This is a genomic window from Neoroseomonas soli (assembly GCF_018129065.1).
Lineage (GTDB): Bacteria > Pseudomonadota > Alphaproteobacteria > Acetobacterales > Acetobacteraceae > Neoroseomonas > Neoroseomonas soli.
Window position 1 is genome coordinate 12,962 of the sequence record NZ_JAAEDM010000020.1, and the last position, 25,546, is coordinate 38,507.

A 25,546-nucleotide genomic window follows, 5' to 3' on the forward strand; every position below is an offset into this window, starting at 1 on the left:
GGACTCACCTGATCGGGTGAAGATGCTCGCAAGAACAAAGGCCTGGAGCGGTGTTCGTGAGCCGTGGCGAACGGAAACCGCTCTAGTGTCCGGAGCGGGCTCGATCACCCTGAGCCTTTGCGGGCTCCCCCCACCGACAGCTTCGCCGCTTCCGCAGCCAGCGGCATTGACAACATGCAAGGGCTTTCGGCCTCGGGTGGGGAGAGCACGAGAGGGGCAAGGCCCTCTCGCAGCGCCGTCAACCTCGCTTGTGGCAGGCCACCCAATGCCCCGGCCGCGCCTCGCGGAACTCGGGCGAGGTGACGTCGCACAACCCCTTCTCCGCGATCGGGCAGCGCGTGTGGAACCGGCAGCCCGAAGGCGGGTTCAGAGGGCTCGGGATGTCGCCCTGGAGTCGGATGCGGTCGCGCTTCACCGTCGGATCGGGAATCGGCACCGCCGAAAGCAGCGCCTCCGTATAGGGATGCAGTGGATGCGTGTAGAGTTCGCGGGAGGGAGCGAGTTCCACGATCCGCCCCAGATACATCACGGCGACGCGGTCGCTGATGTGCTCCACCACCGACAGGTCGTGCGCGATGAAGAGGTAGGAGAGGCCGAACTTCTCCTGCAGGTCCTCCAGCAGGTTGATGACCTGCGCCTGGATCGAGACATCGAGCGCGCTGACCGGCTCGTCGCAGATGATCAGCTTGGGCGAGACCGCGAGGGCGCGCGCGATGCCGATGCGCTGCCGCTGCCCACCCGAGAATTCATGCGGAAAGCGCGACATGTGGTCCGGGCGGAGGCCGACCGTTTCCAGGAGTTCCGCGACCTTCGCCTCCCGTTCGGGACGGGTCTTCGCGAGGCGATGGATCTCCAGCGCCTCCCCCACGATGGCGCCGACCGTCATGCGCGGGTTCAGCGAGGCGAAGGGGTCCTGGAAGATGATCTGCATGTCGCGGCGGATCGCCGCGAGTTCCTTGCCGTCCAGCGCGCGCACATCGCGGCCTTCGAAGACCACCTCGCCGGAGGTCGGCTCGATCAGGCGCAGGATGCAGCGGCCGGTGGTGGACTTGCCGCAGCCGGATTCGCCGACCAGCCCGAGCGTCTCCCCCGCGCCGAGTTCGAAGCCCACGCCGTCCACGGCATGCACATGCTCCACCACCCGGCGCAGGATGCCGCCGCGCACAGGGAAGCGCTTCACCAGGTCGCGAACAGCGAGGAGCGGCGTCGCCATCGGCGGTTCCTTCGCGGCGCTCACAGGATGCACGCCATCTTGTGGCCCGGTGCGACTTCCCGCAGCGGCGGCTCGGCGGCGCGGCAGGCATCGGTGACGTAGCGGCAGCGCGCCGCGAAGCGGCAGCCGACCGGCGGGTTCAGCAGGCTGGGGACGGTGCCGGGGATCGCTTCGAGCCGATGGTGGTGCGTCGCCGCGAGATCGATGCGCGGGATCGAGCGGATCAGCCCCTGGGTATAGGGATGGCGCGGATTGGCGAAGAGTTCGCGGACCGGCGCTTCCTCCACCACCTTGCCGGCGTACATGACGACGACGCGCTGCGCGACTTCCGCCACCACCCCCATCGCATGGGTGATGAGCATCACCGCCATGCCGAGCCGTTCCTTCATCTCGGCCAGCAGGTCGAGGATCTGCGCCTGGATGGTGACGTCGAGGGCGGTGGTCGGCTCGTCCGCGATCAGCAGCTTCGGATTGCAGGACAGCGCCATGGCGATCATCACGCGCTGGCGCATGCCGCCCGAGAACTGATGCGGGTAGTCGTGCGCGCGTCGCTGCGCGTTCGGGATGTGGACCAGGCGCAGCATCTCGATGGCGCGGTCCATCGCCGCGCGCCTGCCGAGCTTTTCCTGCTGGCGGACCACTTCCGCGATCTGCTCGCCCACCGTGTACACGGGGTTGAGCGAGGTCATCGGTTCCTGGAAGACGATCGCGATCTCCTTGGCGCGGATGGATCGCATCGCATCGGATTTCAGCGGCACCAGGTCCCGCCCCTGCCACAGGATCTGCCCGCCGGCGATCCTGCCCGGCGGCATGGCGATGAGCTTGAGCACCGTCATCGCCGTCACGGTCTTGCCGCAGCCGGATTCGCCGACGACGCAGACCGTCTCGCCGCGGCCGACGTCGATGCTCACGCCGTCCACCGCGCGCACCATGCCGTCATCGGTGGCGAAATGGACCCTGAGGTCGCGGATCGAGAGCAGCGGATCCGTCGTCGATGCGCTCATGCCGAGATGATCCGCCGCGGATCGAGCGCGTCACGCAGCCCGTCGCCGATGTAGTTGATGGAAAGCACGGTCAGGAAGATCGCTACCCCCGGGAACATCGCCCAGTGCGGCGCGAAGTCGAGGTTGTCCTTGGCGTCGAAGAGCAGCCGCCCCCAGGTCGGCACGTCCGGCGGGAAGCCGAGGCCGAGGAAGGAGAGTGTCGATTCCGCGATGATCGCCGCGGCGACGTCGATGCTGGCCGCCACGATGACCGGGCCGAGCGCGTTCGGCAGGATGTGCCGCATCACCAGCCGCGTGCGGGAGGCGCCGAGCGCGCGGGCGGCCTCGACGAATTCCTTCTCCCGCAGGGAGAGGAACTGCGCGCGCACCAGCCGCGCCACCTGCATCCAGCGGAACCCGCCAATCACCGCGACGATCAGGATGAAGACGCCGACCTCGAGCCCCACCAGCCCGGTCAGCGTGTCGCGGAACAGGTAGATGATCAGCAGCAGCAGCGGGAGTTGCGGCAGGGAGAGGAAGAGGTCCGTCAGCCACATCAGCGCCGCGTCCATCGCGCCGCCCGCCATGCCGGCGACGGAGCCGACCAGCACGCCCACCAGGATCGCGACCGCCATCGCCGCGAAGCCGACCGCGAGCGAGATGCGCCCGCCATAGAGGATGCGCGCCAGCAGGTCCTGCCCCAGGTCGTCCGTGCCGAGCGGATGGGCCCAGGACGGTTGCTGCAACCGGGCGGTGAAGTCGATCTCGTCGATCGGCATGGCCCAGAGCAGCGGGCCGATGGCGACGGCGAGGATCAGCGCCAGGAGCACCACGCCGCTGACCACCGCGAGCCTGTGCTTGCGGAAGCGGCGCCAGGCCTCCTGCCAGGGCCCGACGCGCGGGCGCTGGGTGGCCGGGCTAGCGGTAGCTGATGCGAGGGTCGAGCCAGCCATAGAGAACGTCCGCCAGCAGGTTGAAGAAGATGACGAGGCCCGCGAAGACGAAGGTGACGGCCATGATGACCGGCGTGTCATTGGCGAGGATGGCGCTGATCAGCAGCGACCCGATGCCGGGCACCCGGAAGATCTGCTCCGTCACGATGGCGCCGCCGAAGACGGCGGGCATCTGCAACGCGACCAGCGTCACCACCGGGATCATGGCATTGCGCACGACGTGGCGCATGGTCACGCGCGATTCCGGCAGGCCCTTGGATCGCGCCGTGGTCACGTGGTCGAGCCGCACCACGTCGAGCACCGCGGAACGCACGAAGCGCGTCCAGGCCGCGCCCTGGAACAGGCCGAGCACGGCGACGGGCATGATGGACTGGCGCACCATCTCCCACCACCAGCGCCAGCCGGTCGCCTCGATGCTCGTGCGGAACACGAAGGGCAGCCAGTCGAGCTGGATGGAGAAGAGCAGGATCAGCAGCAGGCCCGTGAAGAAGGTCGGCAGGGAGAAGCCGACGAAGGCCAGCGTGTTGGCGATCTGGTCGAAGATCGAATAGGGCCTGGTCGCCGCATAGACGCCGACCGGCAGCGCGATGGCCAGCGCCAGGATCTGGGATGCGCCGATCACCGCAACGGTGGTCGGCAGGCGCTGGAGGATCAACTGCTCCACCGGGATGCGGCTGACGAAGGAGAAGCCCCATTCGCCGCGCAGCATGGCCGTGAGCCAGGAGATGTAGCGGAGATGGATGGGATCATCGAGGCCGAGGCTCGCGCGCAGGTGCGCGCGCACGTCCGGCGGCACGGCGGGATTGGTCGCCAGTTCCTCGAACGGGTCACCGGGCGCGAGCGCGAGCACGGTGAAGAGGATGACGCTGATCCCGAGCAGGCTCGGGATCGCGATCATCAGGCGGCGGATCAGGTAGTGGAGCACGCGCGGACGATCAGGTTTCGCGCCACCAGTCGTTCAGCAGCCAGAAGGTGCCGTCCCAGGCGCTCAGGACGTGGCGCAGGTTGTTCAGGCTGCCGCTGACCGTCGGCCGCCGCACGAGCGGGATGACGTGGTTGCTGCCGACAACGAGGTCGTTCATGCGGATGAACAGCGCGGCGCGCTTGACCGGGTCGAGCTCGCCCTGCGATTCGCGGAAGATGTGGTCGTATTCCTCGCTGCGCCAGCGGACGATGTTGCGGCCCTGCCAGTTGTTCGCCTTCGATGAGACTTCCCAGGATGTGTACTGGTTCATGAACCGCTCGGGGTCGGCCTGCGGCATCGTCGTCGTGTACATCTGCATGTCGGCGTAGAACTTCGTGTAGGTGTCGGGGTTGGCGACATCCGACGAGAAGAACACCGAGGCGGTCACCGACTTGAGCTCGAGTTCGATGCCGGCGCGCTGCGCCGCCTGCTTGTAGATCGCCTGGGTGCGCTGGCGCGGCGCGTTCACCGAGGTCTGGTAGACGAACTTCAGCCGCACGCCGTCCTTGGCGCGGATGCCGTCGCGCCCACGCGCCCAGCCGGCGGCGTCGAGGATCTCGTTCGCCTTCTGGATGCTGAATTCCCAGCGCATGTTGGGGGAACGGAAGCGCGGCGGGTTGTTGAGGAAGTTCGCCGTCGCCGGGCCGCCGCGGCCGTAGATGAACTGCTCCAGCGCATTGCGGTCGATCAGCAGCGACATCGCCTGGCGCACCACGGGGTCGCGGAAGGCCGGGTGCTGGGTACGGATGGACGAACGCTCGCCATCCACCTCCTGGTTCGGGTCGGTCGCGTTGAGCTGCACGAATTCGATGCCGCCGCCCTCGACGATGTTGACCTTGCCGCGGCCGACCGCCTCGAGGCGCTTGAGGATCTCGTCCTCGACGGCGAGGTTCCACGCGTAGTCGTAGTCGCCCGTCTGCATCACCGCGCGCGCGGCGGAAACCGCATCGCCGCCGCCCTTGACCTCGAGCGTGTCGAAGTAGGGGCGGTTGTCCATGTGGTAGTTGGGGTTCAGCTCCGCCCGCAGGTTGTCGCCGGGCGCGAAGGAGACGAACTTGTAGGCGCTCGTGCCGACCGGCCGCAGGTTGGCGGGCGCGTCGCGCGCGTTGGCGCCGGCGTAATCCTTGAACAGGTGCTTCGGGATCATCTGCCCGGTCGCCGCGACGAAGGCATCGGCCCAGAACGGCGACGGCTGCTGGAATTCCACCCGCACCGTGTAGTCGTCCACCTTGACGACATTGACGTCGCGGTAGGAGCCGGAGGTGACCGCCGCCACCGCCGGATTGCGCGCGTATTCCCAGTTGAAGACCACGTCGTCGGCCGAGAAGTCCTGCCCGTCGTGCCACTTCACGCCGCGCTTCAGCTTCCAGGTGACGGAACGGCCGTCTTCCGCGAGGCCGCGATTCTCGATGGAGGGGACCTCGGCCGCGAGGACGGGGTGCAGCGTGCCATCCGAAGCCCAGCCGGCGAGCGGCTCGTAGAAGACGCGGCTGGCATCCTGGTTGGTCGTGCCGCTGGCGAAATGGGGATTCAGCAGCGTCGCGGCCTGCCAGTAGAGCACCTTGAGCGCGCCGCCGCCGCCGCGCCGCGTCGGGCGATAGGCCGGCACGGACTGCGCCGCGGCCGGCGCGGCGCCCGTGACGGCGAGCAACTGCGTCGCCATCGGTGCGGTGAAGCCCACCGCGGCCATGCGCTTCACGAAGCCCCGCCGAGACAAGCGGCCGTCCTTCACCCGCGCGAGAAGGCGGCGGAGATCGTCCTCGGTCATGTTCCCTGCTCCCAGTCAGCGCCGTATCGGCGTCTTGGCCATCCCAGAACGGGAGATTGCAGCCTCCTGCGGGGGGAACGCCAGACCCTATCTCCATCCCACTTGCCGGTCCCGCCCTGGACTTGCCGTGCCGTTCGCCGCTGAATGCCCGGAACGGGAGCAGAGGAAGCCAAGGATGTCCTATTCGCCGCGCGCGTTCCGCGCCCTGTCCTTCCACGATGCGACGGGCGCCTTCGCCGCCGGCTCGGATTCGCCGCGCGCCTATCTGGAACGCTGCCTCGAAACCATCGCCGCGCGCGAGCCCGTGGTCCGCGCCTGGGTGGTGATGAACGAGGCAGGCGCACGGGAGGCCGCGGATGCCAGCACCGCACGCTGGAAGGCGGGTCGGCCGCTCTCCCCCATCGACGGCATGCCGGTCGGTATCAAGGACCTGCTCGAGACGCGCGACATGCCGACGCAGATGGGCTGCACGGCCTATCGCGGGAACTTCCCGAAGCGCGACAACGCGGCCGTCTGGGCATTGCGGGAAGCGGGGGCGGTGGTGCTCGGCAAGACCGTGACCACGGAACTCGGCGGCGCGCATCCGGGGCCGACGACCAATCCCTTCGACCAGGCGCGCACGCCGGGTGGTTCCTCCTCCGGCTCGGCGGCGGCGGTCGCGGCGCGCATGGTGCCGGCCGCGCTCGGCACGCAGGTCGGCGGCTCGGTGATCCGCCCGGCCTCCTATTGCGGCAATGTCGCGCTGAAACCGACCCAGGGCGGCATCAACCGCGGCGAGCGCCAGGCCACCAGCATGAGCACCACCGGCATCCATGCCGGCTGCATCGAGGACATGTGGCAGGTCGCCATCGAGATCGCGAAGCGCGCCGGCGGCGATCCCGGGCGGCCTGGCCTCTTCGGCCCGGCTGCCCCGCCGGCCGCGCGCAGGCCGGCCGTGATCGGCGTGATGGAGACGGAAGGCTGGGCCGCGCTCGACGCCGCGAGCAAGGCCGCCTTCGAAGGCCTGCTGGAGGCGCTGCGCGCCCAGGGCGTGGCCGTGCTGCGCCGTGGCGACCACCCGCTGCTGGACGCCTTCGAGACGTCCCTGACCGGCGTGCAGGCGATGACCAGCGCCATCACCGGCTGGGAGAACCACTGGCTGTTCCGCAACCTGGTCGCGCAGGACCCGGAGGGCATCAGCGCGCGCAGCAAGGCCGTGCTCGCCATGGCCGGGAAGATGACGCCCGAGGACTACCGCCTGCGCCTGTTTCAGCGGGAGGAGGTGCGCGCGCGCCACGCCGCGCTCGCGCCGGTGGTCGATGCGCTGGTCGCGCCGGCCTCGCCGGGCCCCGCGCCGCTGTGGGCCGGCGACGTGCCGGGCCAGCCGCTCAAGCCGCGGCCTACCGGCGATGCGGTGTTCAACACGCCGAGTTCGGGCCTCGGCGCACCGGCGGTGACGGTGCCGCTCTGCGCGGTGGGCGGCATGCCGATGGGCATCCAGGTCGTGGCGCAGCCGCACATGGACGCGCAGGCGACGGCGATCGCGCGCTGGATGTTCGAGACGCTGGAGCCCGCCACCGCATGACCGGTGCGCCGAGCGCCGAGCAGCTGCGCGCACGGCTCGCGGAGATCCGCGAGGCGCGTGGCGGCTACGTGCTGCCGCACCATGGCGCCATGGCCGCCGCCCTGCCCGGGCTGCACGCTGCCTACGAGGCGATGTACCAGGCGCTGACGCTGGACGACCACCACCTCTCGCCGCATGCGAAGGAGGTCGTGTGGCTCGCCATCCTCGCCGCCTGCGAGGAACCCGTCGGCACGCACCACCTGCAGAAGTTCCGCACGACCGGCGGCACGGATGCGGAGGCCGCCGCGGTGTTCCGCCTCGCCGCCTGGGCGGGCGGGGCACGCCGCTATGCGACCTTGGCCGGCGCATGGCAACAGCACCTTCCGGGGCTGGACCTGGCGCGGGACTACGTCGACGGCGCGCGGGCGCTGATCGGCGATGCCCTGCCGGAACCGCTCGCGCGGCTCGCGCTGATCGGTGTGCATGCGGCGGGCGACCAGGCCTGGGGTCTCGCGGCTGAGATCGAGGCCGCCTATGCGCTCGGCGTGCCCGAGCCCGAGATCGCCGAGGCGATGAGCCTCGCCATCTGGCCGCGCGGCGTGAACCCCTTCGTACGCGCGACGGAGACCTGGCTGCGGCTGATCCAGGCCGGGCGCGTCTCGCCCTCGCCGGCCTTCCGCGCCTGGGCGGAGTTTCCCGGACAGGGCGCCTTCGTGCCGCGCTAGAACAGATCCCGATCCGGTGGACTCACCTGATCGGGTAAAGATGCTCGCAAGAAACAAAGGCCTGGATCGGTGTTCGTGAGCCGAGGCGAACGGAAACCGCTCCAGAGCTAAGGACAGCCCGGGCTCTCCGCACCGGGCGGCAGAACGAGGAGGCCCGATGCTCGGACAGATCCTCAAGGTCACGGCGGTGCTCGCCGCGTTCGCGGCGGCGGGGGAGATCCTCCTCGCCCCGCCGCTGTCCTGCTGGGCGGCCAATGTCCTGGTTCAGCGGGACTCCGGGAGCCCGGATACGGCGCAACTCGTCCTGTTCTCGCCCGGCGGCGGCGTGGGGATGATGCTGCGCCGCTTCGCCGAACGGCCGCCCGACCAGCCGGGCAGCAACTGCCGCGCGACATTGAGGCGGGCAGTGACGCCGCGCTGACCGGCGATCAGGCGCCGTGCGGCGCGATCTGCACCACGAGGTTCATCGAGTCGCCGCAGCGCGCCGTCGTTCCCGGCGGCAGCACCAGGGTGGATTCGCGTTCCTCCACCAGCGCCGGGCCCGTGACGGTGGCGCCCGGGCGCAGCGTCGTGCGGTCGATCACCGGCGTGTCCAGGAAGCTGCCGGCCTCGAGGAACCAGGCCGGCCGGCTCCGCGCCGCCGCGGTGGCACCGGCCCCGGCCGCCGCGGAGAGCGCGAGGTCCGGCCGCGGCCCCGCGACGATCACCTGCCAGGAGACACATTCCACCGGCAGCGCAGGTTCGGTGCGGCCGTACTGGCGGAGGTATGCAGCCTCGAAGGCGGCACGCACGGCGGCAAGGTCCTTGTTCGCCAGCGCCTCGGCGGGGATCGCCGCCTCAACCTGGAACCCCTGGCCGGCATAGCGCAGTGCGCCGATCACCGTGGTGCGCGCCGCCCCGGCGGGAACGCCGGCCTCGGCGAGCATGGCCCGCCCCTCGCGCTCCATCCCGCCCAGCAGGACGCGAAGCGCTTCGAAGTCCAGGCCCGCCAGCGGGGCCACCCAACCGCGCACGAAGGCGAAGGAGATCGGCGAGGCCAGGAAGCCGAAGGCCGAGGCGACGCCCGCCCCGGCCGGCGCGACCATTTGCGTGATGCCGAGCTTGCGGCAGACCTGCGCCGCATGAACGGGTCCGGCGCCGCCGATCGGCACCATGGTGTAGCCCTCGATCCGCCGCGCCTTCTCGAGCGCGTGGATCGCCGCGGCCTGCGCCATGTTGCCGTTGACCGTCTCGTGCAGCGCCCAGGCGGCCTCGACGACGGACAGGCCGAGCGGTTCCGCCAGATGCTCCCGCACCGCGCGTTCCGCCGCCGCGACGTCGAGCGTCATGTCGCCGCCGAGGAACGACCCCGCCCCGAGATAGCCGAGGATGAGGTCCGCATCCGTCACCGTCGGCCGCGTGCCGCCGAGGCCGTAGCAGGCCGGACCGGGATCCGAGGATGCGCTCTCCGGCCCCACGCGCAGCAGGCCGAGGCGATCGACCTGCGCGATGGACCCGCCGCCGGCGCCGATTTCGATCATCTCGATCACCGGCACCTTGAGCGGCAACCCGCTGCCCTTGCGGAAGCGATCGACGCGCGCGACCTCGAAATCCAGGCTGCGCAGCGGTTCGCCGCCTTCGATCAGGCATGCCTTGGCGGTGGTACCACCCATGTCGAAGCAGAGGATATCCTGCGCACCGGATGCCGCGCCGAGCAGCGCCGTCGCGCGCACGCCGCCCGCCGGGCCGGATTGCACCAGGCGGATCGGATGCTGCGCGGCGGTCTGCTCGCCGACCGTGCCGCCATCGGACAGCATCAGGTAGAGCGGGCCGGAGAGGCCCAGGCTCCGCAGCCCGTCGCCGAGCCGCGTCAGGTACCGCTGCGCCACCGGCAGCACATAGGCGTTGCAGATGGTGGTGGAAGCGCGCTCGTACTCGCCGATCTCCGGCACGACATCGGAGGAGAGGCAGACCGTCAGGCCGGGTGCTTCCTCGGCGAGGATCTCGCCCATGCGACGCTCATGTGCCGGGTTGCGGAAGCCGTGCAGGAAGCAGACGGCGACGGCCTGCACGCCGGCGGTGGCAAGGGTGCGCGCGGCCTCCCGTGCGGCGGCCTCGTCCAGCGGCGTGCGCGCGGTGCCGTCGGGCAGCATGCGCTCCGGCACGCCGAGGCGATGACGCCGCGGCACCAGCGGTTCCGGCACCTGCATGAAGAGGTCGTAGGTGTCGTGGCGAAGTTCCGTGCCGATCTCGATCACGTCGCGGAAGCCGTCGGTGGTGACGAGGCCGGTCGGCACGCCGCGGCGTTCGATCAGGGCATTGGCGACCAGCGTCGTGCCGTGGATGACATGCGCGACCTGCTCCGGCGCGACACCGTGGCGGTCGAGCAGTTCGCCGATGCCGACGAGCACCGCTTGCTCCGGTGCGTGCGGGGTGGTCAGCCGCTTGCCGTTGCGGAGCGAACCGTCGCGGGTATCGAGCAGCACGAAATCGGTGAAGGTGCCGCCGATGTCGACGCCGATGCGGAAGGGCGCGGTGCTCATGCGCGATATGCCTCCGCGCCGGCCTCGGTGACGTAGCCCTCGGCAAGATCGCGCTCGAGCGCGGCCGGGTCGCGTTCGGATGGCGGCCCCATGCCGCCGCCGCCGGGGGTTTCGAAGGTGATGCGGTCGCCTGGCTGAAGGACGAGGCGGGCCTTGGCGGGCACGGGCTTGTCGTTCACCAGGTCGCGTCCGCCAGTGCCGGCGAGGCCGCCGAGCAGGCCGCGCGGCGGGTGCTGCACGCGCTCGTGGCGGTAGGTGACGGTCACGGGTCTCGGGCCGGTCGCCTCGAAGGTCAGGCGCTGGGAAAGTCCTCCACGCATCCGCCCGGCGCCACCGGAATCCGGCAGCAGGCGCTTCTCGGTGATCAGCATCGGCACGGCGTTCTCGAACTGCTCGACGGGCTGCGTCGCCACGTTCGAGGGGAAGGATAGGCAGGCTGGCCCGTCGCGCATCGGCAGCGCGCCGTGGCCGCCATTCATGAAGAACATGCGGACATAGCGGCGGCCATCCGCGTGCTCGCCGGTGAAGTAGCAATTCCACAGGGGGCTGCCGCATTCGGCGATGACGCGGTCGGGGATCAGCCGGCCCAGTGCCGCCAGCACCAGGATCGGAAGATAGTGCCCCGTCAGGTGCCGCCCCCAGACCGGCGCCGGCCGGCGCGGGTTCACGATGGAACCTTCCGGCGCGATCAGGCGGATCGGGCGGAAGCAGCCGTCATTGTTCGGCGTCTGTGGGTCGAAGGCGCATTTCACCGCGTAGTGCGAATAGGCGCGGGAGAAGTTGAGCGGCGAGTTCACCGGCCGCGCGATCTGCGCATCCGTGCCGGTGAAGTCGAGCGTCAGCGCATCGCCCCTGATGCCGAGGCGCAGTCGGATGGTGACGGGGTGCTCGAACCCGTCCGAGGTCACCTCGTCCGTCACCTCGCCGTCCGGCGCGGCGGCGATGGCCTGGCGCATGCTGCGTTCGGAGCGGGCAAAGATCTCGGCCGCCAGCGCGTCGAGGTCGGCGATGCCTTCCTCACCGAGGATGCGGAAGAGCCGCGCCTCGGCCTGCTCGAAGACGGCGAAGAGGGCGCGGATGTCGCCGAGCGTCTCGCCCGGCTGGCGCAGGTTCGCCTCGAGGAAGGCGATGACGTCCTCGTTCTCCTCGCCGCCCTTGAGGATGCGGGCGATCGGGATGGTCAGCCCCTCCTCCCAGGAATCGCGCGCTTCCACGGACGGCGCACCACCGATGTCGGTGGAATGGAAGGTGCCGCCGATCCAGGCGGCGATCCGGCCTTCCTGGAAGACCGGGCGGATCACCGTGATGTCGTTGAGGTGCCCGGTGCCGAGGTAGCCATCATTGGAGATCAGCACGTCGCCCGGGTTCAGCCGCTCGCGCGGGATGCGCGCCAGCATGTGGCCCAGCGTCACCGGCATGGTGCCGACGAAGGAGGGCACGGAGCGCGAGGATTGCGCGAACTGCCTTCCCGCGCTGTCCATCAGCCCGATCGCCATGTCCCAGTTGTCGCGCACCACCGAGGAGAAGGAGGTGCGGACGAAGTTCTGCGCCGCCTCGTCCATCAGCCCGGCAATGCGCTGCCAGGCGGAACCGAGCCGGAGTGCGGTGAACTCGCTCATGTCGCTGAGGTCCTCGGCTGCGCGGGCACGGCGCAGCATGGCCCGGCCCCGGCGGGAGGTGAAGCCGGAGCGGCCTGGGCATCTGGCCGGCCACACCGGGCGGCCCTAGGCTGCCCTCCGGGAAGGAAAGCGGCATGACGTGGACAGGCGGCGGCAATGGCCTGCGCAGGCCGTCTCGCGCCCTGAGGCTGCGCTCCGAGGAGGAAACACATGACGCATTCGTCTGCCCTCAGCATCGCGCCCATCCAGGGCTCCGTCAGCGCGGCGGAATGGCAGGCGCGCGTGGATCTCGCCGCCTGCTACCGGCTGTGCGACCGCTACGGCATGTCGGACATGATCTACACCCACATCACGGCGCGCGTGCCGGATGCGCCGGGGCAGTTCCTGATCAATGCGAACGGCATGCTGTTCAGCGAGATCACCGCGTCGTCGCTCCTCAAGGTGAACACGGAAGGTGAGATCCTCTATCGCCCCGACCTGCCCTATGGGCTGCATCCGGCGGGCTTCACCATCCATTCGGCGATCTACCGCGCGCGGCCGGACGTGGCGGCGGCGATGCACACGCACACCATCGCCGGCATGGCTGTCAGCGCGCTGAAATGCGGGCTGCTGCCGCTGACGCAAACGGCGACGCGCTTCTACGGCCGCATCGCCTACCACGATTTCCGCGGGCCGGAGCGTGACCCCGCGGAGCGCGAGGCGCTGGCGAAGTCCCTCGGTCCGCTGAACTACTGCATCCTGCGCAACCACGGCCTGCTGACGGTCGGCGAGAGCGTGGCCGAGGCCTTCATCGCCATGTGGGGCCTGGAGCGTGCCTGCCAGGCGCAGCTCGCCGCCATGGCCTGCAACACGGACCTAGAAATGCCGAGCGAGGAGGTCGTGGCGAAGTCCTGCGCCATGTACGAGCCAGGCAATTCCCGCCGCTACGGGCTGCTCGAATGGCCGGGGCTGCTGCGGCAGCTGGACCGCACCGATCCCGGTTTCCGAGACTGAGCAGAAATGCGGCATTCATGGCCGCACTGCCTTCCGCCCGCCGCGACCGCATCGATCCGACCTTGCCCAGGCTGGTCGAGATGACCCGGGACGACGCCGGCGGCCATGCCCGGGAACGCCCGGACCTTCTCAAGCGCGACCGCAGCCTGATGGCCATCGCCGCGCCGACCGCGCTCGGTTGGTCGAGCCGGGGACGGTGGTGATGGCGCCGTTGCACGATGGCTCGGCCATCGACCAGCGGATCCTGCGGCGCGGACGCGGATCCCGGCCGCGCGACACAGGTCCGGCGACGGCTACAGCAACCGCTGTTTCAGGACCGGCCGCGCCGCCAGCACCACAAGGTAGGAGAGCCCGAACACCAGCGCGGTAACGAGCGTGGCCGAGGCAGGCCCGATCCAGAAAGTGACGGCGAAGATGACGAAGAAGTGGACCAGATAGATGCCGAGGGTCTGCTCGGCAAAGTGACGCAACAGGGCCGAGCGAGGCAGGCGCCATCGCTCCGCCGCGAGTACCAGGGCGAGGGCCGCCAGCACCTCCGAGAGACGACAGTAGGGGGGAAAGCTTACCCAACTGCCGCCACCCGTGGCGAAGAGCCGCCATTCCAGCGCCATCGTCGCCACTGCCGCAAACGCCAGGGCCGCCACGCCCGCGGGGGTTCCCAGCAGCGTCTGGTAGCGCCGCGCAAGCACCACCAGGGGCGGAATGGCGGCGAAGCTCAGCGGGCTCCAGAACAGGCCGAGGCCGCCGTCACGCCCTTGCAGGGCCAGCAACTCCACCACCAGGAAGACCAGCACCAGGGCAACGCCCAGCAGCTTCCGCAGCCCCGGTCCAACCGCCAGCAATGCGGCCAAGGTGAGGTCTGCAAGGATCTGCGAGGCGAGGTAGTAGTTGGCCGCCGTGCCGTTGCCGGTGAGCAGCCGGCGAAGGAGACAGGTGCCCAAGGGCTCGGCGCCGCAGGCGAACGGGATCTGCTCGTAGAGCGAGTAGAGCACCGACCAGAACAGATAGAGGGCCCCGAGCCAGGACAGCCTTCGGCGCAGATAGGCGCTGCCGTCAGGCCTGGCCAGCCGCTCGTAGAGCAGCCAGTTGGCGAGGGTGAGAAAGAAAGGCACCGCGAGCAGGAAGCCGTTGAAATAAAGCAGGTCCGCCCAGGTGATTGGCGGCGGCACCGCAGCAGGGGCAAGCATGACGGAGCTCGGCCCCAATAATTTCGTATGCCAGGCGACCACCAGGAAGCACGCCACCAGGCGCAGGAGGTCAAAGCTGGCGTTTCGATCTTCCGGGCGAGGCATGTGATACCTGAGCTGGACGAGCCACAATCGCCCGACCGGCAGCCGACCGGCGTGTGACGCTGCGGATGGGCGAGCGCGGGGCAGCCCGAATCGAAGATGTTGAGGTACCCGCGTCCTGATCCGGAAGTTCTGCGGACTTCGTTCCCGGGCCGCCACCCTTGTCTTCAGTGGCCTGCTTGCCTGTCGTGTTTGCTGGAAATCCAGCGAACGCAACGGACGGGACGCTCGCCGGGCGCGTAGGCGCGGAGGGGCACGCGAATCGGGTTTGATCCGGACGCCGGCACGAGTTCGCGTTCATGGAGTCGGCAGGATTTTCGCGGGGATCCGAGCCGGGCCTAGGCGGGTTCCCAGCCTCGTAAAGAGTGGTGGGCGCACAAGGATTCGAACCTTGGACCCGCTGATTAAGAGTCAGCTGCTCTACCAACTGAGCTATGCGCCCGCCGATCCCCGGCGTCCCGGTCGGAACCGAGGACGCGCTAAATAACCTCCGCTGCGCATTTGTCCAGCCCCCTTGAGCGTCCCCCGCGCAATCATTCCCGCATGGGTCCCATCTCTACATCCCGGTGCACGTAGGCCGAGAGCAGCAGCCCGAACCCCAGCATCACCGTCAGCATGGCCGACCCGCCATGGCTGATCAGCGGCAGCGGCACCCCGCCCACCGGGATTGAGCCCGTCACCATCGCGACGTTCACGAAGACATAGAGGAAGCAGTTGGTGCCAAGCCCGATCGCGAGCAGCCGCCCGAACTGGTGGCGGGAGCGGAACGCCACCAGGTAGCAGAAGACCACCACCAGCAGCAGCATCCCCAGCGTCGTCAACGCGCCGACCAAGCCGAATTCCTCGGCGATCATGGTGAAGATGAAATCGGTCTGCTTCTCGGGCAGGAAGTTCAGGTGGCCCTGGGTGCCCTGCAGGAAGCCCTTCCCCCACATCCCGCCCGAACCGAGCGCGATCTTCGACTGGATGATGTTGTAGCCGGCGCCAAGCGGATCGCTCTCGGGGTCGAGGAAGGTGGTGATGCGCGCCCGCTGGTAGTCGTGCAGCCGGTCATAGGCGATCGGTGCCGCCACCCCCGCCGCGGCGAAGCCGATGGCGAACTTCCACCAGCGCATCCCCGCAGCCCAGAACACCGCCGCGCCGACCATCGTCGTGATCAGCGCCGTGCCGAGGTTCGGCTGCTTCAGGATCAGCCCGACCGGCACCAGCACCGCGATCGCCGGCGGGATGAGGAAGAGCGGATTGCCGATGCGCTCCCACGACGCCCGGTGGAACCAGGCCGCCAGCGCCAGCACCAGCATGATCTTCATCAGTTCCGAGGGCTGGAGCTGGATCGGCCCGATATCGATCCAGCGCTGCGCCCCCTTGCCGACATTGCCGTGCAGCAGCACGAGCACCAGCAGCGCGACGCCGCCCAGGTAGCCCAGCCAGGCGAAGCGCGCGATCACGCGGATATCCACCAGCGCGATACAGAGCATCATCACCAGGCCGAAGCCGAAGCGGATGGCGTGCTTCTGCGCATAGAGGTCCGGATTCCCGCCGCCGGCCGACAGCAGCGCGACATAGCCCACCGCCGCCACGCCGCAGAGCAGCAGCACGAAGGACCAGGGGATCTGCCACAGCTTCTCGAGGATACCGGTGCCGCGGTCGCGGGTCAGCAGGCGGCGCTCGAAGATCATCGGGGGGCCTCCGCCACGCGCTGCCCGGGGCGGCCGGGGCCCAGCCGCTGGAAGGCCTCGACCATGATGTCGCGTGCCAGCGGCGCCGCGGCGCCCGACCCGCTCGACCCATGCTCCACGATCACCGAGAGCGCGAAGAGCGGATTGTCGTGCGGCGCATAGGCGACAAAGAGCGCGTGCGGCCGCCATTCCCGCGGCACCTGGGAGACGTTGAAGCCGCGCTCGCGCTGCTCGCGGGTGACGCGGCGGACCTGGGTGGTGCCGGTCTTGCCCGCCATCTGCCCGTACTGCGCCGGCAGGCGGGATGCGCCCGCCGTGCCGCCGCCGTTCACCACGGCCCACATGGCTTCCCGGATGAGGCGCAGATCGGCCTCCGGCACGCCGAGACTCGGCCAGTCCTCCGGCCGGCTGCCGCGGGCGGGGCGCCCGCCGATGGCGCGCGTCAGGTGGGGTTGAATGGCGCGGCCGCTGGCGATCCGCGCGGTCATCACCGCGAGCGACAGCGGCGTGAGCTGGTAGAAGCCCTGCCCGATGCCATGGACGATGGTGTCGCCGATCGACCACGGCTTGCCCTGCGCCTGGCGCCAGGCGCGCGTCGGCATCAGGCCGCGCCGCGTGCCGGGCAGCTCGATATCGAGGTCCACGCCCATGCCGAACTTGTTCGCCATGGCGGCGATGCGGTCGATGCCGACGCGCCGGGCCATTTCGTAGAAGTACACGTCGCAGGACGCCATGATGGCCGAGCGCATGTTCATGCCGCCATGGCCGCGGCGCTGGTGGCAGTGGAAGCGGTTGTTGCCGAAGTCGAGGTGCCCCGGGCAGGAGACGATGTCCCCCGGGCGCGCCACCTTCGCCTCCAGCGCCGCCAGTGCGACCATCATCTTGAAGGTCGACCCCGGCGCGTAGAGCCCGTTCGTCGCCTTGTTGATCAGCGGCGTCGTGCGCGCCGCCGTCCATTGCCGCCATTGCGCGGCGCTGACGCCGGAATTGAAGATGTTCGGATCGAAGGAAGGCTTGGTGGCCATGGCCAGCACCTCCCCGTTCCGGGCGTCCAGCAGGACGGCGGTGGTGCCTTCCTCGATCTTGGCGCGGACCGCTTTCTGCAATTCGGTATCGACGCTGATCTGCACGTCCTGGCCGGGGATCCCCTCCCGCCGGTCCAGTTCGCGGATGACGCGGCCGACCGCATTGACCTCCACCTGCACCGCGCCGGCGCGGCCGCGCAGGATGCGGTCGTGGTGGCGCTCGACGCCGGCGCGGCCGACGCGGATGCCGGGCAGTTGCAGCAGCGGGTCGTCGCCGACATCGGATTCCGCAGGCGCCGCCACGTAGCCCACCACATGCGCGAGGTGCTCGGTCTCCGGGTAGATGCGCGTCGTGCCCATGTCCACGGAGATGCCCGGCAGGTCGGGGGCGTTGACCTCGATGCGCGCCATTTCCTCCCAGGAGAGGAACTCGCGCAGGATGACGGGGACGAAGCGGCGGTTGCGGCGCACCTCGCGCTCGATGCGCGCCCGCTCATGGTCGCCGAGCGGGACGATCTTCGAGAAGGTCTCGAGCGTGGCGTTCAGGTCCGCGGTCTGCTCCGCCACCAGCAGGGCGCGCCAGTTCAGCCGGTTGCCCGCCACCACCTTGCCGTTGCGGTCCAGCACGCGCCCGCGCGGCGGGGCGAACAGGCGCGCGCTGACGCGGTTCTCCTCGGCCAGCGTGGCGTAGCGCGCGCCTTCCTCCACCTGCAGCCGATACAGGCGGGAGCCGAGGAAGCCGAAGGCGCCGAGCTGGATCGCGCCGAGCACGGCCGCGCGGCGGGTGAAGATGCCGCGGCGGCGTTCCTCCTCCTTGCGGATGCTGCGTTCACCGCCCAGCAAGCCCGGGCCGGCCCAGGGGCGCCAGGCGGTCATGGCGCGTTCTCCGCCTGGCGCATCGCCTCGTGCACGCGGGTCAGCAGCAGGGCGATGGCGGGGTAGAGCCCGGCCGAGAGCAGCGCCGCGTGCAGTGCCGGCGCGAAGGGCGGCAGCCGCAGCGCCAGCAGCGACTGCAGCGCCCAGAACAGCGCCGCCGCGCCGACCGCGGCCGCGCAGAAGGCCACCCACACCGCCAGGAAGGACTGCCGCGCCAGGAAGCGGCGGAAGCGGAGGGTCACGCCATGCACGGCGAGCAGCACCAGCACCCCGGCCCCCAGCGGCGCCAGGGTGAGGAGGTCGAGCAGCAGACCGAGCAGGAAGATCGCGGGCGGCGACATGGCCGCCGGGCGGAACACCGACCAGAAGAAGACGCAGGGCAGCGCAGCCGCGAAGACCGGGGACGGCAGGCTCACCGGGGCGGCGGCCAGCACCATCAGGAAGCCGGTCGAGAATCCCGGGAAGGCCAGGCGCGCGAAGTCGTCGAGCCGGCGCAGCAGGCCCGGCGCCGGGGCCGGGCGCCCCTGGGGGCGGCGGAAGGGCGGGTTCGCCATGCGGCGCTCCGGCTCAGCGCCGGCCCTGGCGCGGTTCCGGCCGCGCCACCGCTTCCGGCGGGAGGATGCCGCGCAGCCCGTAGTCGAACAGGCGCACCGCATCGAGGCGGTCGAGTCGCGCGAAGAGCTCGACCTCCGGCGCGCCCTGGGCGGAAAGCCGGACGATCCCGACCGGGAGCCCGGCCGGGAAGGCGCCGGCCTCGGCGCTGGTGACGACGCGCTCGCCTTCGACCGGGATCACGCCTTCCGGCCATTGGGAGAGGCGCGGCCGGGCACCGTTGGTGCCGACCATGATGGCGCGGGCGCGGCTGTCCTCGAGCGTGACCGGGATGCGGCTGTTCATGTCGGTCGCGAGAAGAACACGGGCGGAGCGCGACCCGACCTCGGTCACGCGGCCGGTGAAGCCGCGCTCGTCCAGCGCCACCTGGCCCTTGCGGATGGAATGCTGCGGCCCGGTCGCGAGCAGCACGGCGCGAGCATAGGTCCCCCCTCCATCGGCCACCACCCGGGCGGTGACGAAGGCGGGCGCGGCCTCGGGCAGGAAGTTCAGGTGCCGGCGCAGCATCTCGTTCTCGGCTTCGAGAGCCAGGGCGGCGGAATGCCAGCGGCGCAGGCGCTCGTTCTCCTCGCGCAAGGTCACGTTCTGCTCGCGCAGCCGGGCCAGGTCCTGCACTTCCTCGATGGCGGCGCGCACCGCGCCCATGGGTTCGGCGAGGGCGGCGTAGATCGGCGAGAGCGCATCGGCGAGATGGCTGCGCAGCCTTTCGGCCAGCAGCGCATCGGCCTTGCCGAGCAGCATGACGCCGAAGGCCGCCGCGATCATCAGCGGCAGCGAAAGCCGCGCCAAGGCCTGCCGGAGCGGAATGCTCAGCCGGATCACGCGACCATCATCCCCCTGCCTGCCCTACCCCGTCCCGGTCTCAACCGGGCCGGGGGCAGAATCAATACATCGAACTCAGGACGTGGCGAAGCCGCTTGATGTCCTCGAGCGCCCGGCCGGTGCCGAGGGCGACGCAGGAAAGGGCCTGCTCCGCCACCACGACGGGCAGGCCGGTCGCGTCCCGCAGCACCTGGTCGAGCCGATAGAGCAGCGCGCCGCCGCCGGTCAGCACGATGCCCTTGTCCACGATGTCGGCGGCGAGTTCGGGCGGCGTGTTCTCCAGCGCCACCTTCACCGCCTCGACCACCTGGGTCACCGGCTCGTAGAGCGATTCGGCGATCTGGCGCTGGCTGACCACCACCTCGCGCGGGACGCCGTTCATCAGGTCGCGGCCCTTCACCTCGCAGAGCGGGCCTTCTTCGCCGTCCTCGGGCTGGGCGGCGGCGCCGATCTCGAGCTTGATGCGCTCGGCGGTGCTCTCGCCGATCAGCAGGTTAAACTGGCGGCGGATGTAGGAGATGATCGCCTCGTCCAGCTTGTCCCCGCCGACGCGGACCGACCGCGCATAGACGATGCCGCCGAGGGAGATCACGGCGACCTCGGTCGTGCCGCCGCCGATGTCCACGATCATGGACCCGGAGGGCTCGGTCACCGGCAGGCCGGCGCCGATCGCGGCGGCCATCGGTTCCTCGATCAGCAGCACCTTCCGCGCGCCGGCCGATTCCGCGCTTTCCTGGATCGCGCGGCGCTCGACCGCGGTGGAGCCGGAGGGCACGCAGACGATGATCATCGGGGACGCGAAGGACCGCCGGTTATGCACCTTGCGGATGAAGTGCTTGATCATCTCCTCCGCCACCTCGAAGTCGGCGATGACGCCGTCGCGGAGGGGGCGGATGGCGGCGATGTTGCCCGGCGTGCGGCCGAGCATGAGCTTGGCCTCCTCGCCCACCGCCAGGACCTGCTTGCGGCCGCGCTGGTCGGAGATGGCGACCACGCTCGGCTCGTTCAGCACGATCCCGCGACCCTTCACGTACACAAGCGTGTTGGCCGTGCCGAGATCGATGGCCATGTCGGCGGACAGGAAGCCGAACAGGCGTGAGAACATGCGTACCGGACCTTCCGACGAGGGCCGCACAGCCCGCGCGGGGGCCGAGACCGCCGTCGCGACTGATGGGGCTTGATGGGATGGGGGCGTTTACCCCCGCGTGAGAGGACTCTCAAGCCGCTTTCCTGCGGGGCGGGATCCCATGAAACCGAAATGGGGCCGGGACGTTCTCCCGGCAGCAGCCTTACGGGAGATCGAAAATGAACCGGACCAGCCTCGCGATCCTTGCGGCCCTCGGCCTGGCGCTCGGCGCCTGCGGCAGTTCCCCAGGGGAACGCGCGGTCACTGGCGGCCTGCTCGGTGCAGGCACCGGTGCGGCGATCGGTTCCTTCTCGGGCAATGCCGGCACCGGCGCGCTGATCGGCGGCGCAGTGGGTGCGGTGGGCGGCGCCGTCACGGCCCCGCAGAACCAGTGGTAACCGCTTCGTCAGGCAGGCTCGCGCGCCGGCCCAGGCATGACATCGCGGGGCGGCGGCCGAGCATGGCGGGCGGGTCATCGTGACCGCCCGCCACTCGGCCCGATCCTGACGTGGACGGAGGCGGACGATCGTCCGCCTCCGTTACATTTTCTCCATATCCGCCGGGCCGGCAATCCCCGCCGGCCTGACGGATCGTTCATCCGGCCTATGCGCGCAGCACCGCCGGCGGCTCGGTCCGCTCGCGCTTCACCAGCAGCTTGTTCAGCGCGTGCACGTAGGCGCGCGCGGAAGCGACGATGGTATCGGTGTCCGCCCCCTGCCCGTCCACCAGCTTGCCGCCTTCCTCCAGCCGCACCGTCACCCGCGCCTGGGCGTCGGTGCCGCCCGTGACCGACTGCACGGCGTAGAGCTTCAGGTTCACATCATGGGGGAAGGCGTTGCGCAGCGCATTGAAGGTCGCATCCACGGCGCCGTCCCCGGCCGCGACGCCGTCATGGGCCACGCCATCGACCTCGAGCGTGATGGAGGCGGTCGGCTTCGTCGCCATGCCGGTCGCGACTGTCAGGGCCGTCAGCCTGATGCGGTCATGGCCGCGGACGATCTCATCATCCACCAGCGCGGCGATGTCCTCGTCGTAGACGACCTTCTTGCGGTCCGCGAGGTCCTTGAACCGGCGGAAGGCGTCGTTGAGCTGGTTGTCGCCGATCTCGTAGCCCATGCCCTTCAGCTTGTCGCGGAAGGCGGCGCGGCCCGAATGCTTGCCCATCACCAGGGAGGAGGTGGACCAGCCCACGCTCTCCGGCGTCATGATCTCGTAGGTGGACTTGTCCTTCAGCACGCCGTCCTGGTGGATGCCCGATTCATGGGCGAAGGCGTTGCGGCCGACGATTGCCTTGTTCGGCTGCACGTCGAAGCCGGTGATGGTGGCCAGCAGCTTCGAGGTCTTGAGGATGCGCTCGGTGACGATGTTGTTCGTCGTCGGGATGGCGTCGTGGCGCGTGCGCAGCGCCATCGTCACCTCCTCCAGCGAGGCGTTGCCGGCGCGCTCGCCGATGCCGTTGATGGTGCTTTCCACCTGCCGCGCGCCGGCGCGGATCGCCGCCAGCGTGTTGGCGACCGCGAGGCCGAGGTCGTTGTGGTTGTGCGTGGACAGGATGATCTTGTCCGCGCCCGGCACGCGCTCCCGCACCATGGTGAAGATGCGGTGCATGTCCTCCGGCACGGCATAGCCGACCGTGTCGGGGATGTTGATGGTAGTGGCGCCGGCCTTGATCGCGGCCTCGACGCAGCGGCAGAGGAAATCGGGCTCGGTGCGGGTGCCGTCCTCGGCCGACCACTCGACGTCGTCTGTGTGCTGGCGGGCGAGCGAGACGCTGCTGGTGACCAGTTCCAGCACCTGCTCGGGCTCGAGCCGCAGCTTCACACGCATGTGCAGCGGGCTGGTCGAGACGAAGCTGTGGATGCGCTTGCGCGCGGCGGGCTTCACCGCCTCCGCCGCCCGCAGGATGTCGGCCGGCGCGGTGCGCGCCAGCCCGCAGACCACCGGGCCGTCCTTGGCGAAATGCTGCGCGATCGACAGCACGCTCTCGAAGTCGCCGGGGGAGGCGATGGGGAAGCCGGCTTCCATGACATCGATGCCCAGCTCCCACAGGGCCTCGGCCATGCGCAGCTTCTCCTCGAGGTTCATGGAGAAGCCCGGCGACTGCTCGCCGTCGCGCAGCGTGGTGTCGAAGATGATGATGCGGTCGTCGGCCAGCTTGCCGAAGGAGGGATGGGTAATGGCCATGGAATGCGTTTCCCGTTGGCAATGATGTGGATGCGCGCGTTCGGTCCCAGGTTCCCCTGAGCAGTGGCCGGCTTCGATCAGCCGGGCGTCATGCCCAGGGGCGAGTAAGTCGAAGAAGAAGGAGGCCGAGCGGCGCGCGCGCGGCGACCGGGGCGGGAACCCCATGGGTCAGGCCGGCCGGAATGGCGCGCATGGTCATCGCGGGGCGGAGAATAGCCGCCCCCTTCCCGCCCCCGCAAGCGGGGATCGGCGGGTCACCCGCAGGTGATGCTGCGGACGACGCCTCCCTCGACGAGGACGGTCGCGCGGTCCGGGCGGTAGTCCCGCGTCATCGGCGTGTCCGGCCCGCCGACGCGCACGCTACGGATGCCGGGCATGCGTTCCAGCGCTGCACGGGCGGCCTCCGGGCTGCCGCCGATCAAGGCGGCGAACCCGGCCTGGTGGCGAAGGCAGCCTTCGGCCGGCTGGGCGCAGGCCGTCGCCACCGACAGGAGCAGGACGGCGGCCGCGAGGCGGTTCACTGCGTCTGCCCCGCCCGCGCGAGTTCCTCGATCAGGGGGCGCAATTCGCGTTCCTCCTGCGCCCAGTAGGCGGCGAAACCCTCCGGCCCCAGGTAGGTGATGGGGATGCTGAGCTGGCGCATGCGTTCCTCGTGCTCGGGTGTCCTGATGGCGCGTTCCAAGGCCCCGGCGAGCCGTGCCTGCACTTCCGGCGGCATCCCCGCCGGCCCCACGAAGGCGCGGGTCGAGCCGGCGACGATGTCGTAGCCCTGGGCCCGCGCCGTCGGCACCCCCGGCAGGAAGGGGCTTTCCTGCGGGGCGAGCACCGCAATCGCCCGCATCGCGCCCTGTCGCATCTGCGCGCTCGCGGTGCCGACGGCGAAGATGGCGGCCTCGGTCTGGCCGCCGAGCAGCGCCGTCAGGGCTGGTCCCGCCCCATTGAAATGGACCTGGTTGAAGGCGACCCCGGCCAGTCGCTGCAGCCGAATGGAGGCGAGGTGCTCATGGCCCAGCACACCGTTGTCCGACATGCGGAAATCGTCCCGCCGGGATCTCGCGGCGGCGATCATGTCGGCCAGGCTGCGCAGCGGGCTGTCGGCGCGCACGACGATCGCACCGGGATCCGTCGCGTGCAGCGCGAGCGGCGTGAAGCTCTCCCGCGTGAAACCCGCCTGGCGGGAAGGATCGAGGTACAGCGTGGTGGTCTGCGGCCAAAGGCCGTAGGCGATGGTCAGCCCGTCCGGCCGGGCGCGCGCCACCTGGGCCATGCCGATCTGGCTGCCGGCGCCGGGCCGGTTCTGCACCACCACGGGGATGCCGAGCTCGCGCTCGAGCAATGGCGCCAGGGCCCGGGCGCCGGTGTCGTTCCCGCCGCCCGGCGGATAGGGGACGATGAGCTCCAGGGTCCGGCTGCCCTGCGCCAGCGCGCCGCGCATCGGCGCGAGCGCAGGCAGGGCAAGCAGGGCGCGGCGGCCCAGGGTGGCGGTGCTGCGGGGCCTGGTCATCATGGCATCTCCCTCGCGGATCCCGGTGTCCGGGCGGAAGCGCCCGGTCCGGCGGCGGTTCACGCAATCCCCATGCCGCGGAGGCGCCATTCCCTTGCCGCTCCGCGCGATGCCTATGCCGCAGGCGGGTGCACCGCCCACCAGTGCCGCGCGATGTCGGCGCGGCGGCAGACCCAGACATCCTTCTCCCGCGCCACGCGGGCGAGGAAGCGCTGCAGCGCCGCCGCTCGCCCGGGCCGGCCGACCAGGCGGCAATGCAGCCCCACCGACATCATCTTCGGCGCGCCCGCACGACCCTCGGCGAGCAGCAACTCGAAGGCGTCGGTCACGTGCCTCTCCCACCCGCCCGGATCCCCGAAGCCGGGCGGTACGGCATACTTCATGTCGTTGTTGTCGAGCGTGTAGGGGACGACGAGGTGCGGCTTCCCCGCCGCGGTGACGTAGTGCGGCAGGTCGTCGTCATAGGCGTCGGAATCGTAGAGGAAGCCGCCGTGCTCCGCGACGAGCCGGCGCGTGTTCGGGCTGATGCGGCCGGTGTACCAGCCGACCGGGCGGGAGCCGCAGAGGCGCTCGATGGTGGCGACGCACGCCGCGATCTCGGCGCGCTCGGTCGCCTCGTCCATCGCGTGGTAGTCGATCCAGCGCCAGGCGTGGGAGGCGACCTCATGCCCGGCGGCCGCGAAGGCGCGCGCCGCGTCGGGGTTCAGTTCCAGCGCGCGGCCGACGCCATAAACCGTCAGTGGAAAACCGTGCGCGGCGAAGGCGCGCAGCACGCGCCAGACGCCGGCACGCGCGCCGTAGTCGAACTGGGATTCCACCGTGCGGTTGCGCTCGCCGAGGATGGGGGAGCCGCCGGGAACCTCGTGCAGATAGAGCTCGCTGCCGGCATCGCCGTTGAGGATCGTGTTCTCGCCCCCTTCCTCGTAGTTCAGCACGAAGGAGAGGGCGAGCTTCGCGCCGCCCGGCCATTTCGGGTCGGGCGGGTTCGGCCCGTAGCCGCGGAAATCGCGGGGATAGTCGGTCTCGGCGGCGAGGAGGTGCGGCTGTTCGGGCGTCATCGGCCTTCGAATTCGGCAAGGGGACCGATCGAAGGATGCCAGCGGCCGGCCCCCACGCGAAGGGCCGACCATCCGGAGAACGGGGCGG

General features: G+C 70.2%; 23 protein-coding genes and 1 tRNA gene. 6 read left to right on the top strand and 18 right to left on the bottom strand.

What is annotated here, in order from left to right; translation table 11 throughout:
• Nucleotides 1-238: 238 nt before the first annotated feature.
• From GXW76_RS09905 to GXW76_RS09925, 5 genes are read right to left on the bottom strand one after another with little or no spacing between them, the layout of a single operon-like run.
• Entirely contained in the window at nt 239-1,213 is a 975-nt protein-coding gene (locus GXW76_RS09905) for an ABC transporter ATP-binding protein (RefSeq protein WP_211861854.1), read from the bottom strand.
• 20 nt (nt 1,214-1,233) lie between these two features.
• Entirely contained in the window at nt 1,234-2,217 is a 984-nt protein-coding gene (locus GXW76_RS09910; protein WP_211861855.1) for an ABC transporter ATP-binding protein, read from the bottom strand.
• On the bottom strand, nt 2,214-3,149 hold the full coding sequence (locus GXW76_RS09915; protein ID WP_211861856.1) for an ABC transporter permease: 936 nt from the start codon (nt 3,147-3,149) through the stop codon (nt 2,214-2,216). Before GXW76_RS09915 ends, GXW76_RS09910 begins: the two co-directional genes overlap by 4 nt.
• A complete protein-coding gene (locus tag GXW76_RS09920; protein WP_211861857.1) occupies nt 3,115-4,074 on the bottom strand; it encodes an ABC transporter permease in 960 nt (319 codons plus the stop codon). The genes GXW76_RS09915 and GXW76_RS09920 overlap by 35 nt, the downstream gene beginning before the upstream one ends.
• 10 nt (nt 4,075-4,084) lie before the next feature.
• Nucleotides 4,085-5,881, bottom strand: a complete 1,797-nt coding sequence (locus tag GXW76_RS09925) for a peptide ABC transporter substrate-binding protein (protein ID WP_211861858.1) — start codon at nt 5,879-5,881, stop codon at nt 4,085-4,087.
• A gap of 175 nt (nt 5,882-6,056) precedes the next feature.
• On the opposite strand from GXW76_RS09925, the gene GXW76_RS09930 reads away from it, so the two are divergent.
• From GXW76_RS09930 to GXW76_RS09940, 3 genes are all read left to right on the top strand, one after another.
• Complete coding sequence (locus tag GXW76_RS09930) at nt 6,057-7,445, top strand: amidase (RefSeq protein ID WP_211861859.1); 1,389 nt, start codon at nt 6,057-6,059, stop codon at nt 7,443-7,445.
• Nucleotides 7,442-8,149, top strand: a complete 708-nt coding sequence (locus GXW76_RS09935) for a carboxymuconolactone decarboxylase family protein (protein ID WP_211861860.1) — start codon at nt 7,442-7,444, stop codon at nt 8,147-8,149. Before GXW76_RS09930 ends, GXW76_RS09935 begins: the two co-directional genes overlap by 4 nt.
• A 157-nt stretch (nt 8,150-8,306) precedes the next feature.
• The gene (locus GXW76_RS09940) at nt 8,307-8,570 is read left to right on the top strand and encodes a hypothetical protein (protein WP_211861861.1); all 264 of its coding nucleotides are present in this window, start codon (nt 8,307-8,309) and stop codon (nt 8,568-8,570) included.
• A gap of 7 nt (nt 8,571-8,577) precedes the next feature.
• Here the strand turns inward: GXW76_RS09940 and GXW76_RS09945 are convergent, their stop codons facing one another.
• Nucleotides 8,578-10,671 (bottom strand): hydantoinase/oxoprolinase family protein, encoded by a 2,094-nt coding sequence (locus GXW76_RS09945; protein WP_211861862.1) that lies wholly within the window; start codon nt 10,669-10,671, stop codon nt 8,578-8,580.
• Complete coding sequence (locus tag GXW76_RS09950) at nt 10,668-12,290, bottom strand: hydantoinase B/oxoprolinase family protein (protein WP_211861863.1); 1,623 nt, start codon at nt 12,288-12,290, stop codon at nt 10,668-10,670. The genes GXW76_RS09945 and GXW76_RS09950 overlap by 4 nt, the downstream gene beginning before the upstream one ends.
• Nucleotides 12,291-12,500: 210 nt before the next feature.
• Between GXW76_RS09950 and GXW76_RS09955 the strand changes: the two genes are divergently transcribed.
• Nucleotides 12,501-13,283 (top strand): class II aldolase/adducin family protein, encoded by a 783-nt coding sequence (locus GXW76_RS09955; RefSeq protein WP_211861864.1) that lies wholly within the window; start codon nt 12,501-12,503, stop codon nt 13,281-13,283.
• Between the two features lie 17 nt (nt 13,284-13,300).
• Entirely contained in the window at nt 13,301-13,486 is a 186-nt protein-coding gene (locus GXW76_RS09960) for a hypothetical protein (RefSeq protein ID WP_211861865.1), read from the top strand.
• A 90-nt stretch (nt 13,487-13,576) separates the two neighbouring features.
• Here GXW76_RS09960 and GXW76_RS09965 read toward each other — a convergent pair whose 3' ends face one another.
• From GXW76_RS09965 to GXW76_RS09995, 7 genes are all read right to left on the bottom strand, one after another.
• Nucleotides 13,577-14,575 carry an acyltransferase family protein gene (locus GXW76_RS09965; RefSeq protein ID WP_211861866.1) on the bottom strand — a complete coding sequence of 333 codons (999 nt, stop codon included), beginning with the start codon at nt 14,573-14,575 and terminating at the stop codon, nt 13,577-13,579.
• A 363-nt stretch (nt 14,576-14,938) separates the two neighbouring features.
• Nucleotides 14,939-15,014: transfer RNA gene (locus GXW76_RS09970), tRNA-Lys, on the bottom strand.
• A 91-nt stretch (nt 15,015-15,105) separates the two neighbouring features.
• Complete coding sequence (gene rodA / locus GXW76_RS09975) at nt 15,106-16,251, bottom strand: rod shape-determining protein RodA (protein WP_211861867.1); 1,146 nt, start codon at nt 16,249-16,251, stop codon at nt 15,106-15,108.
• On the bottom strand, nt 16,248-18,152 hold the full coding sequence (gene mrdA / locus GXW76_RS09980) for a penicillin-binding protein 2 (RefSeq protein WP_211861868.1): 1,905 nt from the start codon (nt 18,150-18,152) through the stop codon (nt 16,248-16,250). Before mrdA ends, rodA begins: the two co-directional genes overlap by 4 nt.
• On the bottom strand, nt 18,149-18,706 hold the full coding sequence (locus GXW76_RS09985) for a rod shape-determining protein MreD (RefSeq protein ID WP_211861869.1): 558 nt from the start codon (nt 18,704-18,706) through the stop codon (nt 18,149-18,151). The genes mrdA and GXW76_RS09985 overlap by 4 nt, the downstream gene beginning before the upstream one ends.
• 13 nt (nt 18,707-18,719) lie before the next feature.
• A complete protein-coding gene (mreC, locus tag GXW76_RS09990) occupies nt 18,720-19,586 on the bottom strand; it encodes a rod shape-determining protein MreC (RefSeq protein WP_211861870.1) in 867 nt (288 codons plus the stop codon).
• 61 nt (nt 19,587-19,647) lie between these two features.
• Nucleotides 19,648-20,691: a rod shape-determining protein gene (locus tag GXW76_RS09995; protein WP_211861871.1), complete on the bottom strand. Its 1,044-nt coding sequence runs from the start codon at nt 20,689-20,691 to the stop codon at nt 19,648-19,650.
• Between the two features lie 200 nt (nt 20,692-20,891).
• Between GXW76_RS09995 and GXW76_RS10000 the strand changes: the two genes are divergently transcribed.
• Nucleotides 20,892-21,110, top strand: coding sequence for a YMGG-like glycine zipper-containing protein (locus tag GXW76_RS10000; protein ID WP_211861872.1), 219 nt, complete (start codon nt 20,892-20,894; stop codon nt 21,108-21,110).
• A 205-nt stretch (nt 21,111-21,315) separates the two neighbouring features.
• Here the strand turns inward: GXW76_RS10000 and GXW76_RS10005 are convergent, their stop codons facing one another.
• The 4 genes from GXW76_RS10005 to puuE form a co-directional block, all read right to left on the bottom strand.
• Nucleotides 21,316-22,896 (bottom strand): 2-isopropylmalate synthase, encoded by a 1,581-nt coding sequence (locus GXW76_RS10005; protein ID WP_211861873.1) that lies wholly within the window; start codon nt 22,894-22,896, stop codon nt 21,316-21,318.
• A gap of 254 nt (nt 22,897-23,150) precedes the next feature.
• Nucleotides 23,151-23,417 (bottom strand): hypothetical protein, encoded by a 267-nt coding sequence (locus GXW76_RS10010; protein WP_211861874.1) that lies wholly within the window; start codon nt 23,415-23,417, stop codon nt 23,151-23,153.
• Nucleotides 23,414-24,403: a tripartite tricarboxylate transporter substrate binding protein gene (locus GXW76_RS10015; RefSeq protein WP_211861875.1), complete on the bottom strand. Its 990-nt coding sequence runs from the start codon at nt 24,401-24,403 to the stop codon at nt 23,414-23,416. The genes GXW76_RS10010 and GXW76_RS10015 overlap by 4 nt, the downstream gene beginning before the upstream one ends.
• A 110-nt stretch (nt 24,404-24,513) precedes the next feature.
• Nucleotides 24,514-25,458 (bottom strand): allantoinase PuuE, encoded by a 945-nt coding sequence (puuE, locus tag GXW76_RS10020; RefSeq protein WP_211861876.1) that lies wholly within the window; start codon nt 25,456-25,458, stop codon nt 24,514-24,516.
• Between the last annotated feature and the right edge of the window lie 88 nt (nt 25,459-25,546).

What these genes read in the sequence shown, in the direction of transcription:
- GXW76_RS09995 (WP_211861871.1), bottom strand. Translation starts at nt 20,691, where the DNA reads ATGTTCTCACGCCTGTTCGGCTTCCTGTCCGCCGACATGGCCATCGAT.
- GXW76_RS10015 (WP_211861875.1), bottom strand. Translation starts at nt 24,403, where the DNA reads ATGATGACCAGGCCCCGCAGCACCGCCACCCTGGGCCGCCGCGCCCTG.
- mrdA (WP_211861868.1), bottom strand. Translation starts at nt 18,152, where the DNA reads ATGACCGCCTGGCGCCCCTGGGCCGGCCCGGGCTTGCTGGGCGGTGAA.
- GXW76_RS09965 (WP_211861866.1), bottom strand. Translation starts at nt 14,575, where the DNA reads ATGCCTCGCCCGGAAGATCGAAACGCCAGCTTTGACCTCCTGCGCCTG.
- GXW76_RS10000 (WP_211861872.1), top strand. Translation starts at nt 20,892, where the DNA reads ATGAACCGGACCAGCCTCGCGATCCTTGCGGCCCTCGGCCTGGCGCTC.
- GXW76_RS10005 (WP_211861873.1), bottom strand. Translation starts at nt 22,896, where the DNA reads ATGGCCATTACCCATCCCTCCTTCGGCAAGCTGGCCGACGACCGCATC.
- GXW76_RS09960 (WP_211861865.1), top strand. Translation starts at nt 13,301, where the DNA reads ATGGCCGCACTGCCTTCCGCCCGCCGCGACCGCATCGATCCGACCTTG.
- GXW76_RS09925 (WP_211861858.1), bottom strand. Translation starts at nt 5,881, where the DNA reads ATGACCGAGGACGATCTCCGCCGCCTTCTCGCGCGGGTGAAGGACGGC.
- GXW76_RS09945 (WP_211861862.1), bottom strand. Translation starts at nt 10,671, where the DNA reads ATGAGCACCGCGCCCTTCCGCATCGGCGTCGACATCGGCGGCACCTTC.
- GXW76_RS09940 (WP_211861861.1), top strand. Translation starts at nt 8,307, where the DNA reads ATGCTCGGACAGATCCTCAAGGTCACGGCGGTGCTCGCCGCGTTCGCG.
- rodA (WP_211861867.1), bottom strand. Translation starts at nt 16,251, where the DNA reads ATGATCTTCGAGCGCCGCCTGCTGACCCGCGACCGCGGCACCGGTATC.
- puuE (WP_211861876.1), bottom strand. Translation starts at nt 25,458, where the DNA reads ATGACGCCCGAACAGCCGCACCTCCTCGCCGCCGAGACCGACTATCCC.
- GXW76_RS09930 (WP_211861859.1), top strand. Translation starts at nt 6,057, where the DNA reads ATGTCCTATTCGCCGCGCGCGTTCCGCGCCCTGTCCTTCCACGATGCG.
- GXW76_RS09905 (WP_211861854.1), bottom strand. Translation starts at nt 1,213, where the DNA reads ATGGCGACGCCGCTCCTCGCTGTTCGCGACCTGGTGAAGCGCTTCCCT.
- GXW76_RS09955 (WP_211861864.1), top strand. Translation starts at nt 12,501, where the DNA reads ATGACGCATTCGTCTGCCCTCAGCATCGCGCCCATCCAGGGCTCCGTC.
- GXW76_RS09935 (WP_211861860.1), top strand. Translation starts at nt 7,442, where the DNA reads ATGACCGGTGCGCCGAGCGCCGAGCAGCTGCGCGCACGGCTCGCGGAG.
- GXW76_RS09985 (WP_211861869.1), bottom strand. Translation starts at nt 18,706, where the DNA reads ATGGCGAACCCGCCCTTCCGCCGCCCCCAGGGGCGCCCGGCCCCGGCG.
- GXW76_RS09950 (WP_211861863.1), bottom strand. Translation starts at nt 12,290, where the DNA reads ATGAGCGAGTTCACCGCACTCCGGCTCGGTTCCGCCTGGCAGCGCATT.
- GXW76_RS09915 (WP_211861856.1), bottom strand. Translation starts at nt 3,149, where the DNA reads ATGGCTGGCTCGACCCTCGCATCAGCTACCGCTAGCCCGGCCACCCAG.
- GXW76_RS09910 (WP_211861855.1), bottom strand. Translation starts at nt 2,217, where the DNA reads ATGAGCGCATCGACGACGGATCCGCTGCTCTCGATCCGCGACCTCAGG.